The sequence below is a fragment of the Nonomuraea sp. CA-141351 genome (assembly GCF_050944675.1).
Taxonomy (GTDB): Bacteria; Actinomycetota; Actinomycetes; order Streptosporangiales; family Streptosporangiaceae; genus Nonomuraea.
Genome location: NZ_CP191982.1, coordinates 4,582,595 through 4,597,099 on the forward strand (window position 1 = coordinate 4,582,595; position 14,505 = coordinate 4,597,099).

A 14,505-nucleotide genomic window follows, 5' to 3' on the forward strand; every position below is an offset into this window, starting at 1 on the left:
CACGGGTCGCTCGCCGTGACGACGCGCATCCTTGGCCGATTCCGTGGCGGCCCTGAGCCGGTTCGACGCGTTCAGGGCTTTCTGGGTTTCTTGGGCTTGTGCGTCTTGCCGGCAGGCGTGTGCTCCGGCGCGGTGGCGTCAGTGGTGGGTGGCAGGACGGACAGGAGCGTCTGTGTCTGCGCCGGCGTGGAGGGCCCGACGGGCGCGGGCGCGCGGGAAGCGGCGGGCTCACCAGGCCCGACGAGGCTGGGCCGCGTGGAGACCCCAGGGCGCGCGGAGGGCGTGGTAGCCGGAGGTGTGGTGCGCCGGGCCGACCGGCTGGGCCGTGAAGCAAACGGGGCCGCGGCAGAGGGCGGAAGCACGGAGGACGGACGGCCCGAGGAAGGAAGTGAAGAGGGCGGGGAGGATGGGAGGGAAGAAGATCGGCGCAGTGTGCCCGGGTAGGACTCGACGGCGGCCGGGATGGAGCCGATGGGGGCGCCGGGCCAGTCGACCGCGTTCAGTTGCTTGGTGCTGACGTTCCCGCCCACCAGGATCCCCGCCGTGGCGAGCATGATCGTGCCGAGCAGGACGCCCGCGACCATCAGCGCCCGCTCTCGCCGCCCGCCCTCGTTGGCGAAATCGGCGAGTTCAGCGGAATCTGGTGATCGCTCGGGTTCGCTCACCCCTCAAATGCTAGAGAGGCCGCGAGCACGTCAGGGGCGATCCGGACAAATCACGGAAAATTGTGATCATCAACAGGTGCAGAGGAGCCCTCGCATCGCCGTCTCCAAGCACAGACCGGAGTGCGCGGGAGTGGGCCACGGGAAGCGCACCAGCGACTCGTCCACCCGCACGGTCGCCCCGTACCGGTCCAGCTCCCACAGCCACACCTCGCCGGCCTGCTCACCGAGCTGCCTGGACACGCCGGCGGTCAGCTGCGCCCGGTGCGAGGAGTTGACGTGCGCGAGCACCTGCTCGGCCGTCTCGGTCAGCGGGTCGGGCGCCGCGCCCAGGTAGTCGTCGGCGTCCAGCAGCCCCGACTCCTGTCCCGTCAGGTAGACGACCTGCCCCACGTCCAGCCGGAGCAGCCGCGGCGCGCCGCGCTCGCCGAACTGCTCGAGCGCGTCGAACAGGCTCTCGTCAGCACTGTGGGCGGCCACCGCGACCGCCGCCGCGCGCGCCTCACTCGCCGGTACGGCCTCCGCCCACCCCTGAACCTCGATCAGCCCGCGCGGATGCGTGACCGAGCCCAGCTGGCGCATCGCGGTCAAGTTCACCGCCACGACGGCGTCCTCACGCAGGCCGTGCAGCGGCTCCCCGGGCAGCACCAGCAGCACGGGCCGGCCGCGCTCGTCCACGCCTCCGCGGGCGGGCGAGGGGGCGCCGTCGACGGACAACTTGGCGACGCTCGCGCTCGCGGCGAGGGTGCGGACACGCTCGGGGATCGTCAGCATGGGCCCTCCATTCCGATAGTAGGTTAGGCTTACCTAAGTAAGGATTACCTAACCACATCGAGGTGAACGTGCGCTACACCGGCCCCAAGGTGCGACTGTCGCGTCGCGCGGGCGTCCCGCTGACCAGGAAAGCCGTCCGCTACTTCGAGCAGCGCCCCTACCCGCCGGGCGAGCACGGCCGCAAGACCAACCGCCGCACCACCGGCGACTACGGGCTGCGGCTGATGGAGAAGCAGAAGCTGCGCTGGTACTACGACGTGTCGGAGCGGCAGCTGCGCCGCTACTGGGACCTCGCCGTGCGCAAGCCGGGCGCGTCGGGCGCCGAGCTGGTCACGCTGCTGGAGAGCCGGCTGGCCTCGCTCCTGCTGCGCGCCGGGTTCGCGCCGTCGATCTACGCGGCCAGGCAGTACATCAGCCACGGGCACATCGCCGTGGACGGCCGCAAGGTGGACATCCCCAGCTACCTGGTCAAGCCCGGACAGGTGATCACGGTCCGGGAGCGGTCCCGCAGGATGCAGCCGTTCGTGGCGGCCGCGGAAGGCGTGCACGCCGACGAGCGCATCGCGCCCTACCTCTCCGTGGACCACGCCGACCTGCGTGTCACGCTGACTAACCGGCCCGAACGCGAGCAGATCGTGATCCCTGTGGACGAGCAACTCGTCGTGGAGTTCTATTCTCGTTAGCCGTGACCGAAGCGGTAGAGCGCCATGCAAGCTGGTTAGAGCTGTTCTTCGACCTGGTCGTCGTCGTGGCGGTGGCGCAACTCGCCCACCGGCTGGCGCACCCCACGTGGCCGGACGTCGGGCTGTTCGTGGTGCTCTACTACGCCGTGTGGAGCGTGTGGACGACGCTGACGCTCTACTCGAACGCGGAGGCCGAGCGCACCCGCACGCGCGGCATGCTGATCGGCATGTTCGGCATCGCGGTGATGGCCGCCGCCGCGCCCGACGTCGCCCACACGATGGTCACGACGGGCGACACGCACGACGGGTGGTTCATCGCCGCGTACATCACCTGCAGGGTCGGCGCCTCGCAGACCCTGCAGCGCTCCGGCATGATCATGACGGCCTGGCCCGCGGCCCAGCTCGGCGCGGGCCTCATCCCGTGGTTCGCCTCCATCGGAGTCCAGGGGCCGGCGCGGTATTGGCTGTGGGGCGTCGGCGTCGTACTCGACATGATCTTCTCCGTGCTGCAGAGCCGCAGGCCGGAGCGCCTGGTCAGCGAGATGCGGCGGCAGGGCCAGCGGATGAAGGAGCGTGAGCTGCGCCGGGCGCAGCTGAGCGGACGGGCGCCGCGCCCGATCGAGGCGATCAAGGCCGCCGTGCTCGACCCCGCGCACCTGGGAGAGCGGCTCGGCCTGTTCGTCATCATCGTGCTCGGCGAGGCGGTCATGCAGGTCGTGATGGCCGCCTCCGGGCAATCCTGGGGTCCGGAGCTCGGCCTGGCGGCGGCCGCGGGATTCGGGCTGGTCGTCTCGCTGTGGTGGCTGACCCTGCAGTACGGCGTGAGCGCGGTGCCGGGCGCGGCCGAGCGGGGGCTGCGGGCGTATGTGGCGCTGCCCGCGCACTTTGTGATGACCGTGGGCATCACCGCGACGGCGGCCGGGCTCGGCGCGATCGCCGCGCACCCGGACGCCCACCCGCACGGCGGCGTCGGCTGGGTGCTGGGCGCCGGCCTGGCCGTCTACTTCGCCGCCTCCACCGTGCTCGGCGTGGCCGCGGGCGCCGAGCGCCGGTGGATCTGGGGATGGGCGCTGCCCTCGGTCGTCGCGCCGCTGGCGGTGGCCGGGGTGTCCGGTCTGGTCGCGGGCTGGGCCGTGGTCGCGCTGCTGCTGCTCGTCACCCTGTGGCGGGTCGCCTACCGGCCGCGCGTCGCCTCGGTCCAGCCGGCGTAGCCCTGGCGGCTCAGTCCATGACGTCCTGCCGGCGTAGCTGGGCGACCTCCTTGCGGAGCTCGGCCAGCTCTTCCAGGATCCGCTGGGTGTGCGCGGTGGTGGTGTCCTCCAGGACGGCGCGCTCCTCGGCGCTCTCCTCGTCCATGGCGCTGACCACGACGGCCATGAAGAGGTTCAGGATCACGAACGTGCACACCAGGATGAAGATGGTGAAGAAGATCCACGCCGACGGGTGCACGCTCATCACCTCCCTGGCGATGTTGCCCCAGTCGTCGCCGGTCATCGTCTGATAAAGGGTGAACAGCGACGTCGGCAGGCTGCCGAAGCGCTGCGGCGCGGTGTCCCCGTAGAGCTTGGTGGCCATGACGGCGGCGACGTAGAGCACCAGGCCGAGCAGCACCACAATTGAGCTCATGCCCGGCATCGCGCGCAGCAGCGCCGACACCACGCGGCGCAGGCTCGGCACGACCGACAGCAGCCGCAGGGCACGCAGGATGCGCAGCGAGCGCAGCACCGACAGACCGCCCGAGTGGGGGATGAAGGCGGTGACGACGATCAACGTGTCGAAGATGTTCCACGGGTCGCGCACGAAGCGCGAGCGCTCGACATAGACCTTGGCCAGCAGCTCGGCGGCGAAGATGTACAGCGCGACGTGGTCGACCGCGGTGAGCAGGTGACCGTGGCCGGCCACGACGGCCGGGAAGGTCTCCAGGCCGAGCGTGGCCGCGTTGAGCAGGATGACGCCGACGATGAACCGCTGGAAGGCGGGGTGGGCGAGGAAGGCGGCGGTGCGTTCACGCACGGGGGCAGGCTCCTAGAGGGGATCGATCAGGTGCTCCACCATGATGGCGCAACATGATCAAGCGGGAGACTGTGGTATAAAAACGCACCTGGACGACGACGGAGAGGGGGCGGAGCGAGCATGTCCTATCCGGACTACGGCCCCTCCTACTACGGGCCGCCGCCGCAGAGCCATCCGCAGGGCACCACCATTCTCGTGCTGGGCATCCTGAGCCTGGTGGTCTGCACGTTCATCGGCCCCTTCGCCTGGTCGATGGGCACCAGGGTGCTGCGCGAGATCGACGCGAGCGGCTACTACTACGAAAACCGCGGCATGGTCCAGGCGGGGCGCATCTGCGGGATCGTCAGCTCGGTCATGCTAATCCTCACCTTCGGCTTCCTCATCTTCGGCTTCGGGATCGCGCTGCTGAGCGGTGCCCTTTCCCGCTAGCAGGCCGCCGATGCCCGACTCCAGCAGGTCGAACGCCTTCTCCGCCTGAGCCCTGAGGTCGGGCTCGATGCTCTCCCAGTCCTCTCCCGCCAGCAGCCTGCGCGTCGAGTAGTGCGTGAGGATCCGCGTCGTGTTGAGGATGTGGGTGGCGGCCAGCCGCGGCGTGATGTCGTCCGCGTCGGCCTCCAGCTCGTCGGCCAGCGCCCGCGCCAGCGCGTTCTCCCGCCGCTCGTGGAGCTCGCGTAGCTTGGCCACCAGCGAGGGGGCGTCGCTGACAACCCTGGCGAACACGTCGGCGCCCGCGTTGAGCCCGTAACGCCAGTCGCGCGTGTCGATGGCGTCGAAGAAGTCGCGGCGGAACGCCCGCACCACGCTCTCCCCGGGCTCGCGCTCGCGCAACACCCCGGGCGCCCGCTCGACCGCCACGTCCTGCTTGTCGGCGAACAGGTCCTCCTTGGTGCTGAAGTAGTTGAACACCGTGTTGACCGACACGTCGGCGGTCCGCGCGACCTCGGCCACGGTCACGTTGTCGAACCCCTTCGCCATGAACAGCCCCATCGCGATGTCCGCGATGCGCTGCCTGGTCTCGCGCTTCTTCCGCTCCCGCAGCCCCTCTTCCATGCTCTCATCGTACCGATGTTGCAGCGACTCCAAAATTATGGCTACTCTAATTTTGGAGGCGATGAAATGATTAGGACTTCAGGTCTGAGCAAGACCTTCGACGGCGGCGTGGAAGCCGTCAGAGGCGTCGACATCTCGGTCGAGCCCGGCGAGATCGTCGGCTTCCTGGGCCCGAACGGCGCCGGCAAGACCACGACCATGCGCATGCTGACCACGCTGCTGCGCCCCACCTCGGGCACCGCCACGGTGGCGGGCCACGACCTGCTCGGTGACGCGAAGGAGGTGCGCAGGCGCATCGGGTACGTCTCCCAGGGCGGCGGGATCCCGCCCGCGACGCCGCTGAAGGGCGAGCTCGAGCTCCAGGGCATGCTGTACGGGCTGAGCCGGCGGGAGGCGGAGGCCAGGACGCGGGAGGCGCTGGAGCGACTCGGGCTCACGGGGCTGGAGTCGAAGCCGGGCGCCGCGCTCTCGGGCGGTCAGCGCCGCCGCTTCGACATCGCGTTCGCCCTGCTGCACGCCCCCGTCCTGCTCTTCCTCGACGAGCCCACGACCGGGCTCGACCCGCAGAGCCGGGCCAACCTGTGGGAGCACATCCGCTCGCTGCGGGAGGAGAAGGGCATGACGGTCTTCCTCACCACCCACTACCTGGACGAGGCCGACGCGCTCTGCGACCGGATACTGATCATCGACCACGGCCGGATCGTGGCCGAGGGTGCCCCGGCCGAGCTCAAGACCGGCGGGCGCACGCTCGACGACGTGTTCCTCGACATCACCGGCAGGTCGCTGCGCGAGGAGGCGGGTGTCTGATGCTGCGCGACACCTGGGTGCTGTTCCGCCACGGCGTGCGCGTCACGCTGCGGCAGAAGGTCGGCATCGTCGTCGGCGCGATCCAGCCGCTGCTCTTCCTGGTGCTGTTCGGGCCCATTTTCACCACGTTCGGCACGTGGGAGACGCTCGTCCCCGGCCTGATCATCCAGCTGGGGCTGATGAGCACGGGCATGGCCGGATTCGGGGTGGTGTTCGAGAAGCGCTCCGGCGTGCTGGAGCGGGTGCGGGTCACCCCCGCCAGCCGCCTGGCGCTGCTGCTCGGGCGCGTGCTCAACAACACGCTCACGCTGGTGATCCAGTTGGTGCTGCTCCTCGCCGTCGCCTTCGCCTTCGGCCTGCGCGCCCCCGCGCCGGGACTGGCCGCCGGGATCGTGCTGGTGATCGTGCTGGGGGTCAGCCTGGCCGCCCTGTCGTACGCCGTCGCGCTGACGATCAACGAGCAGTTGTTCGCGCCCGTGATGTCCACCGCGGTGATCCCGCTGGTCCTGCTGTCTGGGACGTTCCTGCCGATGTCGATGGCGCCGGGCTGGCTCGACGCCATCTCGCACATCAGCCCGTTCAGGTACGTCCTGGAGGCGCTGCGCGACCTGTTCAACGGGCGCTACCTGACGGGCACCGTGGGCCTGGGTGTGGCGGTGACCCTGGTGTTCGCCGTGGTCAGCCTCACGGTCGGTACTCGGGTGTTCAACCGGGCGAACGCCTGATGGGCGTCAGGCCGCGCTCTTGACCCGCCGCTCGAGCGCGGCGATGATCCCGGCCGGGTCCACGTTGCCGTAGCCGTAGTCGTAGTCGAAGCCCACCTCGCTGCGGTCCTCGGCGGTGCGCCGCAGCAGCGCCCGCAGCTGGGCGGGCGACAGGGCGGCGGCCGGCCACCGGGTGCGTATGGCGGCGACGAGCCCGGCGGCCACCGGCGTGGCCGCGGAGGTGCCCGAGTCGGGCGTGCCGTCGCCGAACGCCTTGGACCCGGAGAAGTGTGTGTAAGCGCAGAGGTCGGGCTTGCGGGCGGTCAGCCGGCCGGGCCCCTGCGAGGAGTAGCCCACCCGCTCGCCGTTCACGTCGACGCCGCCGATCGACAGGACCTTCGGGTGGGAGTTCGCGCCCGCGATGGGCCGGTTGGGGAAGGCGCACCGGCCGTCGGGGCACTGCAGTCCGCAGTTGCCCGCTGCGAACAGCACGTCCGCCCCCGCCGCGTCCAGCTCGGCCACCATCAGGTTGAACGGATGGGCGGCGTTGTCGGAGTAGTTGCCGGGATGCCCGACGGGGAAGTCCCACTCGGGGGAGAACGACCCCCACGAGTTGCTCACGACCAGCGCCCTGGTGCCGGCGGGCTGGGCGGCGAGCACGTCACGCAGGTGCGCGAACGCCGACACCGCGTCCGACAGCAGCCCGTCCATCGCCGTGCCGCCCGGCCGGGTGGACAGCAGCACGGGGATGTCGATCAGCGACGCCTGCGGGGCGGCGATGAGCGTGTCGAACGCGCACATCGTCCCGTGATCGACCTCGAACTCGCCGGGCGTGCCCGACACGCCCTGCGGGCTCCAGGACCGCGCGGCGTCCAGCGTGACGCCCCTGCCGAGCTGCCTGGCCGTGTGGGCCGCGTTGATCCCGGTGTCGAGCACGGCCAGCGCAACCCCGGTGCCGTCGAGCCCCTCCGCGTGCAGGGCCGGCACGTTCAGCAGCCGCTCCACGTCGTGCCAGTCGCCGACCGGCGGATCGCCCCCGCACGTCTGCGTGGACTCGATGACCGGGTCGGCGAAGATCCCGACCACGTCCGGCCTCAGGGCGGGCAGCATCGTGATCCTGGAGGCCAGCTCGTCGTCCGAGATCGTGCCGCGTACCAGCACCGAGGCGTCCTCGGCGGCCAGCGAGAAGCCGAGCGGCTGGTTGAGCGAGAGCGGATCGCCGCCCGCCGCCGGGACGGGCCGCGCGACGGCCACGGGAACGAAGGCGGAGTCGAGCTCAACCCCGGGCAGGCCGTCGGCGACGTCGGCCGTCGTGGCGGTCTGGCCGGGGTCGGCGACGGCCGCGACCAGATCAGGGGAGGGGCGGAGCTGAATCAGAACCCGCATGTGACACCACCGAAGGATGTGGAGGGAAACGAACTCCCCAACTTTCATCCATCCAATGGTTTGGCGTCCAGCCACTCCCAGGGGTTTTGACCTGCGTAAATGCCTTAATTCGCGCGAAGTGGACGACATTTCTTCCGGGGCGCCGGACTTCCTTGTTTTCGCTCTCTTCACTACGGTGATGCAGCATGACGCTCCAGGCGCAGAAGCCGGTCGGGGACGGGGAAAGAGCTCATTGGCTGGCGGTGCGGCCGAGGCTCGTCCTCGCCAGCGCCTTCATGCTCTTTCTCGAGCTGGCACTGATCCGGTGGACCGGTTCCAACATCGTCCACCTCAGCTATTTCACGAATTTTGTGCTGCTCGGCTCGTTTCTGGGCATCGGGCTGGGTTTCCTGCGCGTGGGGCGGTCGCGGCGGCAGCCGTACTACTCGCCCGTCGTGCTAGCCGTCCTGGTCGCCGTCGTCCTGACGTTCCCCGTGACGGTCGACAGGAACACCGAGGGCGTCCTGTACTGGACGAGCCTGTCCACCACCGGTCCGCCCGCCTGGCTGATCCTGCCGGTGATCTTCGGCGCCGCCGCGCTGGTGCTCATGGGGCCCGCCGAGCTCGTCGGACGCTGCTTCCCCGAGCTGCCGCGCCTGGAGGCGTACCGATACGACCTGATCGGCAGCCTCAGCGGGATCGCGGCGTTCACGGCGCTGTCGTTCCTGAGCGCGCCGCCGGTGTTCTGGGGGCTGATCGTGGCCATCTGCTACGGCCTGCTGCTCGTGCCCCGGCCGCGCTCGCTCTACATCGGGCTGGTGACCGTGCCCTCGGTGGCCGTGGTGGGGCTGCTGCTGGCCGAGACGCTGACCGCCGGGGCGATCTGGTCGCCGTACTACAAGGTCACGACCAGGCAGCTCACGCAGCTCGGCGTGCTCGTCACCGACATCGCCGTCAACGGCATCCCGCACCAGCAGGCCGTGCCCGCCGTCGCCCGCCTGCAGTGGGAGGCCCAGTACGGGCTGCCGTACGAGCGGACCACGAAACCGCCCAAGGACGTGCTCATCGTCGGCGCGGGCAGCGGCACCGACGTGGCCATCGCGCTGACCAAGGGCGCGAACCGGGTGGACGCCGTGGAGATCGACCCCAAGCTGCGCGAGCTCGGCGGCTCGGTCCACCCCGACCGGCCGTACGACGACCCGCGCGTCACCACCCACATCACCGACGGGCGCGCCTTCCTGGAGCGCACGAGCGACAAGTACGACCTGATCCTCTTCGCCCTGCCCGACTCGCTCACCCTCGTCTCAGGGGCCTCCTCGCTGCGCCTGGAGAGCTACCTGTTCACCGAGGAGGCCATGCGGGCCGCCCGCGCCCACCTCAAGCCGGGCGGCACGTTCTCGATGTACAACTACTACCGCGAGAGCTGGCTCGTCGACCGCCTCGCCTCCACGATGCAGAGCGCCTTCGGCCACAAGCCGTGCGTGGACGTCGTCAGCACCGCGGGCCAGCAGGCCGTGATCACGGCCGGCCTGACCGCCTCCGACCAGCGCTGCGCGGCCGAGTGGCCCGGCGCCGCCGCCGGCACCCCGCAGCCCGCCAACGACGACCGGCCGTTCCTCTACCTCAAGGACGCCACGATCCCGCCGATCTACATCATCACGCTCGGCCTGATCCTCATCGTCAGCCTCTTCGCCGTCCGCGTCGTCGCGGGGCCCTTCGACCGGATGCGCCCGTACGCGGACCTGTTCCTGCTGGGCGTGGGGTTCATGCTACTGGAGACCAAGAGCGTGACCGGGTTCGCGCTGCTGTTCGGCACCACGTGGGTCGTGAACGCGATCGTCTTCGCCGGCGTCCTGGTCGCGGTCCTCGCCGCCGTCGAGGTCACCCGCCGCTTCCGCACCCCGCCCCTGCCGGTCATGTACGGCGTGCTGCTCGCCGGCCTGCTGCTGGCCTGGCTGGTGCCGAACGCGTGGCTCCTGTCGCTCCCGCTGCCGCTGCGCGCGGTGGCGGCCGTGACGGTGGCGTTCCTGCCGATCTTCGCCGCGAACGTCGTCTTCGCCAAGCGCTTCGCGGACACGGCGGACGCGACCACGTCCTTCGGGGCCAACCTGCTGGGGGCCATGGTGGGCGGGTGCCTCGAGTACGCGGCGCTGGTGATCGGCTACAAGGGCCTGCTGATCGTGGCCGCGCTGCTCTACCTCGGCGCCATGGCGCTGCTGCCGAGGAAGTCAGCGGCAGTGTGACGGAGGTGGTGGCCGGAGTTCGACACGACGGCCGCCACGCACACCGTCTACGACAGGCCGCAGAGCTCGGTGAGGGACTTGGCACCGCTCTTCTGGGTGTTCCTGGTCGGCGTCTGCGTGGGCGTCGCGGCGTGCGTGCGGGTCGGCGAGGCCGAGGAGGTGACGCTCGGGGACGCGCTCACATTGGCGGTCTGCGCCTGGCCGGCGGGCCGCGTCGAGTCGGTCAGCGCCTTCTTCGCCGCCTGGCGGATCTTCACCCAGTCCGGCCGGCCCGAGTAGAAGTCCGGCGGGACGAACTGCAGGCTGGTGATCCGGGCGTCCTTGACCTTGACGGCCAGCTCCACCAGCGGCTGCACCAGGTGCTGCGGGATGTTGGTCTGGGCCAGCCGCTTGGCCGCGCCGGCGATCTTGGTGAAGTTGGTGAGGATCTTGGCGGGAGTGGCCTGCTGGGCGAAGGCGCCGATGACGCAGCGCTGGCGGGCCATGCGGGAGAAGTCGTCGCTGTTGACGCGGGAGCGGCCGTACCAGAGGGCCTCCTCGCCCGACAGTCTCCGGTAGCCGGCCTTGATGGTGCCCGCAGTGCCGTAGTGGCCGCCCCACTTGACGTCCTGCTCGACCCGGATCTTGAGGCCGCCGATGGCGTCGACGAGGTCCGCGAAGCCGTACATGTTCATCAGCATGTAGTAGTCGATCTTGAGGTTCAGCGTGTAGCCGATGGCGTCCATCAGCGCCCGGGGGCCCTTGTTCTTGCCGCCCATGAGCTGCGGGTTGTCGTTGGCGTACTGCCAGACCTCGTTGAGCAGCCCGCCGTTGGGCAGTTCGGCCATGTAGCCGTTCGGGAACTGCTTGCGCAGCGGCGAGGTCGGCGGGAAGCGCACGTGCTGCAGGTTGCGTGGCAGGCTGAACAGCACGGTGTTGCCCGTCTTGAGGTCCACGCTGGCCACGTTCATGCTGTCGGTGCGCACGCCGGTGCGGTCGCCCGCCGCGTCACCGCCGATCAGCAGGAAGTTCACGCGGTCCTTGCCGCCCCACGGGTCCTCGCCCTCCTTGACCGGGGTGGGGACGTCGGGGTCGGGCACCGAGGGGAAGATCTCGTGGATCGTGCCCCGGAGGGTCATCACGTAGTTGGCGGTCAGGGCGAACGGCGACATCACCGCCACGCACAGCACCCCGACCACGATGCCGGTCACCACCTGGCCCTGCTGGTTCAGCCGGTTGGGGCTGAGTGCGACGTACGAGGTCACCAGCACCGCGAACCACAGCAGCGCGAAGACGCAGGCCACGACGACCACGGTGACCATCGCCCCGTCGCCGGCGAGCGCGGCGACGTCCTGCAGGTTCCGGGTCAGCCCGAAGGCCAGCACCGCCAGCAGCAGCAGCACGTACACGCTGAGAAGCGCCAGCCCGGTACGGCGACGCCCGGCGCGCAGGTGAGCGGCGCCGGGCGCGACGGCGGACAGTGCGGTCCACCCGAGTACGGAGGCGGGCGTCAGGGGCCTGGCGAAGCGAGGGGTCGAGGAGCCGGGACGCGGACGACGGATGGGCCGCCGTTTCCTGCCTCCAGGCACGGTTTCTGACCCTTCGCGATTGCTCACACCCGGCTCCTCACACGCCTACCAGGCAAAACTGACGTTTGCTCCCCTTTGGGCACAAGATTGCCAGGATTCTAGTCCCCATATCTGGACATCAGAGACATGTGCCCAACCTGAGATGAACACGCCGTGCATGGTGGGCCACGTTTTAGCAGCCCATTGCCCGTCGCCAAGCCCCGCTGCAGCGGGGCTTGGCGCGCTATGTCATGAGGTCGTCGAGGAGGGTGCCACCCAGGTGTTGCACTGAAAAGTTTTGCCTTTCTCCCAGCCCTGCCTGAACCACAGGTTGTTGTTGACGGGCTTGCCGTGGTCGCGCGGCCAGCCCGGGTAGTCGCCCACCTGGCCGTAGAACCAGAACAGGCGGGCGCGCATGGACGTGTTCACCGGGTACGACGACGCCACGGACCGCATCCACATGCCGCCGAAACAGGTGGCCTGCAACTCCAGCTTCCTGCTGAGCGCCAGCTTGCCGCTCTGGCTGGAGGAGTCGAGGCTGGCGCGCCACCAGGAGTCCATCATGCCCGTGATGTTCTGGACGTGGTGCCCGTACTCGTGGGCCAGCATGCTGATGATGCCGCCGTGCCAGGAGATGATCTGGCCGTACCCGCGGGCGTTGCCGTTGCCCCTGGCCATGGCCGAGGTGGAGGCGTAGATCGTGTTGTTGCGCGGGCAGTAGTACGGCACCATGCTGCCCGCGGACGGGTAGTCGCCGCACGCGCCCCTGCCCCGCTTGGCCGCGATGGCGTAGCTGGGCGGGCTGAAGTCGATGCCCTGCTTCTCCAGGATCGGCCCCCATGCCTGGTCCATGCACTTGCCGGTCTTCAGGATCAGCGCCTTGAGCTGGCTGTGGTTGAAGATGCTCGCGTTGCCGGCGGGGCAGCTCAGCCTGGGCAGCGCGCCGGCCCGGTACACGGTGTTGTTCTTCAGGCTCGTGTTGAGGGTGACCTTGGGCTGCTGCTGGGTGGGGGTCGTCTCCTGCTGGGTGGGCTCCTCGGACTGCGAGTGCGACCGCGTCGGCGTCCAGGTGGGGGAGGGCTCGTCGGTGGTGCTCTCCGACGGCTCGTACGTCGGGATCGCCACCGGCGTCGTCGTCTCCGGCCTGGACGAGCTCTTCAGTAACGCCGCCCCGATGACGAGCAGCACGAACAGCGCCGCCATCGACCCGAGAACGGCTCCGACCACCCCGACGACGCCCATCCCCGACTTCTTGCGCTGAGGCGGCCCCCACTGCGCCGGCGGCAAGGGCGGCGGCGGGGGAGGGGGTGGCGGCGGCTGCCGGTACTGCTGCTGCCCGTACGGTGGCGGCGGAGGCGGGTACTGTGGGCCGCCCTGCGGATATGTCGGCCACTGGGGATGCGGCGGCCCCTGCGGGGGAGCACCCGGCGGCGGAGGGGGTGGCGGGTACGCTTGCCCGCCGCCCTGCTGCTGCGGCTGGCGGTAGTTCGGCGGCGGCCATGGCAACGAGGGCGGCCTCTGTGGCTGGCCTGGCCCCTGTGGCGGGGGTGGATATTGCCCGTTCCCTGTCACCGTGTCTCCCCGTTCACCCGGTTGTCTGGAATGGATGACCTTGCGCCGCGGCTAGTCGGACCATTGCCAAATTTGGGGCAAAAGCATACTGATTTATCACCCGTCACGGATGTAGCAGTGCACGGTTACGGTCCGAAATCATTCGAGGTGATCTCGGTTATCTCCCGGTCCGCGCGGCGGGCGTTGCCCTAGCTTCTTTGGCATGAATCTCCAGCAGCTCCGCTATGTGGTCGCGACTGCGGAGCACCGCACCATGACTGACGCGGCAAGATCGCTTTACATCGCGCAGCCTGCGCTGTCACGCGCGATCCGCGATCTGGAGCGAGAGCTCGGCATGACGCTCTTCGCTCGTTCAGGCCGCGGCGTGGTCGTCACCGCGCAGGGCCGCCGGGTGGTCAAGCTGGCGAGGGAGGCACTCGACGCGGTTCACGAGATCGAGGGCCTGGCCAACCACAGCGGAGTCACGGAAGCGGAGCTCCGCATAGCCTCCACGCCCAGCCTCGAACCCGGCCTCGCCGGACGGCTGCTCCCGGCTTACGCGGCCGAGCACCCGGGAGTACGCGTGCACATCGTCCGCTGCGACGGCAGAGACGCCGTCGTCAGCGCCATCAGGGACCAGCGGGCCGACCTCGGGCTCACCGATCTGCCCGTCCCCACGGATCTCATCACCCACCCGCTCGAACGCCAGGAGATCGTGCTGATCTCCCCGCCCGGGCTCGAACTGCCCAATCCGGTGCCGATGGGCAAGCTGCACGGCATGCGCCTGGCACTCCCGGCCCGCGGCAGCGTGCGGCGCAGGGAGCTGGACGCGATGTTCGGCAAGTACGCGGTGAGCCCCGTCGTCGTGCTCGAAACCGACGAGCGCAACGGCTGGCTCAACGCGGTACGCGCCGGCCAGGCGTCGTTGCTCTGGTACCGCGGCATGGCCGAACAGGCCGCCCGCGCGGGCTTGATCGTGCGCTCGCTCGAACCCGCCGTGCGGCGCGTCATCGCCGTCGTGCACGCCCGGCGCCGCCTCCCGCTGATCGCCCAGGACTTCCTGGCCACCGCAGAAAAGGGGACAGCCGCCTGACCTGATTAGGAAC

Annotated in this window: 14 protein-coding genes; 7 read left to right on the plus strand and 7 right to left on the minus strand. The window is 69.8% G+C overall.

Annotation, left to right across the window (positions count from 1 at the left end):
• Positions 1 to 71 precede the first annotated feature (71 nt).
• Both ACQPWU_RS21650 and ACQPWU_RS21655 read right to left on the minus strand, forming a co-directional pair.
• Complete coding sequence (locus ACQPWU_RS21650) at positions 72 to 665, minus strand: hypothetical protein (RefSeq protein ID WP_433442745.1); 594 nt, start codon at positions 663 to 665, stop codon at positions 72 to 74.
• A gap of 69 nt (positions 666 to 734) precedes the next feature.
• Positions 735 to 1,436: a DUF2470 domain-containing protein gene (locus tag ACQPWU_RS21655; RefSeq protein ID WP_433442747.1), complete on the minus strand. Its 702-nt coding sequence runs from the start codon at positions 1,434 to 1,436 to the stop codon at positions 735 to 737.
• Between the two features lie 68 nt (positions 1,437 to 1,504).
• Between ACQPWU_RS21655 and rpsD the strand changes: the two genes are divergently transcribed.
• The gene (gene rpsD, locus ACQPWU_RS21660) at positions 1,505 to 2,119 is read left to right on the plus strand and encodes a 30S ribosomal protein S4 (protein WP_433445263.1); all 615 of its coding nucleotides are present in this window, start codon (positions 1,505 to 1,507) and stop codon (positions 2,117 to 2,119) included.
• Between the two features lie 2 nt (positions 2,120 to 2,121).
• Positions 2,122 to 3,330: a low temperature requirement protein A gene (locus ACQPWU_RS21665; RefSeq protein ID WP_433442749.1), complete on the plus strand. Its 1,209-nt coding sequence runs from the start codon at positions 2,122 to 2,124 to the stop codon at positions 3,328 to 3,330.
• A gap of 10 nt (positions 3,331 to 3,340) precedes the next feature.
• On the opposite strand, the gene ACQPWU_RS21670 is transcribed toward ACQPWU_RS21665, so the two are convergent.
• Positions 3,341 to 4,132, minus strand: coding sequence for an ion transporter (locus ACQPWU_RS21670; protein ID WP_433442751.1), 792 nt, complete (start codon positions 4,130 to 4,132; stop codon positions 3,341 to 3,343).
• Between the two features lie 120 nt (positions 4,133 to 4,252).
• On the opposite strand from ACQPWU_RS21670, the gene ACQPWU_RS21675 reads away from it, so the two are divergent.
• The gene (locus tag ACQPWU_RS21675; protein WP_433442753.1) at positions 4,253 to 4,561 is read left to right on the plus strand and encodes a DUF4190 domain-containing protein; all 309 of its coding nucleotides are present in this window, start codon (positions 4,253 to 4,255) and stop codon (positions 4,559 to 4,561) included.
• Here ACQPWU_RS21675 and ACQPWU_RS21680 read toward each other — a convergent pair.
• Positions 4,490 to 5,182 (minus strand): TetR/AcrR family transcriptional regulator, encoded by a 693-nt coding sequence (locus ACQPWU_RS21680; RefSeq protein WP_433442755.1) that lies wholly within the window; start codon positions 5,180 to 5,182, stop codon positions 4,490 to 4,492. The genes ACQPWU_RS21675 and ACQPWU_RS21680 overlap by 72 nt on opposite strands.
• Before the next feature lie 66 nt (positions 5,183 to 5,248).
• On the opposite strand from ACQPWU_RS21680, the gene ACQPWU_RS21685 reads away from it, so the two are divergent.
• Positions 5,249 to 5,989 (plus strand): ABC transporter ATP-binding protein, encoded by a 741-nt coding sequence (locus ACQPWU_RS21685; RefSeq protein ID WP_433442757.1) that lies wholly within the window; start codon positions 5,249 to 5,251, stop codon positions 5,987 to 5,989.
• Positions 5,989 to 6,714 (plus strand): ABC transporter permease, encoded by a 726-nt coding sequence (locus tag ACQPWU_RS21690; protein ID WP_433442759.1) that lies wholly within the window; start codon positions 5,989 to 5,991, stop codon positions 6,712 to 6,714. The genes ACQPWU_RS21685 and ACQPWU_RS21690 overlap by 1 nt, the downstream gene beginning before the upstream one ends.
• A 6-nt stretch (positions 6,715 to 6,720) precedes the next feature.
• On the opposite strand, the gene ACQPWU_RS21695 is transcribed toward ACQPWU_RS21690, so the two are convergent.
• A complete protein-coding gene (locus ACQPWU_RS21695; RefSeq protein ID WP_433442761.1) occupies positions 6,721 to 8,079 on the minus strand; it encodes a S8 family serine peptidase in 1,359 nt (452 codons plus the stop codon).
• 185 nt (positions 8,080 to 8,264) lie between these two features.
• Here ACQPWU_RS21695 and ACQPWU_RS21700 point away from each other — a divergent pair, with 185 nt between their 5' ends.
• Entirely contained in the window at positions 8,265 to 10,301 is a 2,037-nt protein-coding gene (locus ACQPWU_RS21700; RefSeq protein WP_433442763.1) for a spermidine synthase, read from the plus strand.
• A gap of 47 nt (positions 10,302 to 10,348) precedes the next feature.
• Here the strand turns inward: ACQPWU_RS21700 and ACQPWU_RS21705 are convergent, their stop codons facing one another.
• Together ACQPWU_RS21705 and ACQPWU_RS21710 are read right to left on the minus strand one after the other, a co-directional pair.
• Positions 10,349 to 11,896, minus strand: coding sequence for an LCP family protein (locus ACQPWU_RS21705; protein ID WP_433442765.1), 1,548 nt, complete (start codon positions 11,894 to 11,896; stop codon positions 10,349 to 10,351).
• Between the two features lie 201 nt (positions 11,897 to 12,097).
• Positions 12,098 to 13,090 (minus strand): neutral zinc metallopeptidase, encoded by a 993-nt coding sequence (locus tag ACQPWU_RS21710; protein ID WP_433442767.1) that lies wholly within the window; start codon positions 13,088 to 13,090, stop codon positions 12,098 to 12,100.
• A 532-nt stretch (positions 13,091 to 13,622) separates the two neighbouring features.
• Between ACQPWU_RS21710 and ACQPWU_RS21715 the strand changes: the two genes are divergently transcribed.
• Complete coding sequence (locus ACQPWU_RS21715) at positions 13,623 to 14,492, plus strand: LysR family transcriptional regulator (RefSeq protein WP_433442769.1); 870 nt, start codon at positions 13,623 to 13,625, stop codon at positions 14,490 to 14,492.
• Positions 14,493 to 14,505 lie beyond the last annotated feature (13 nt).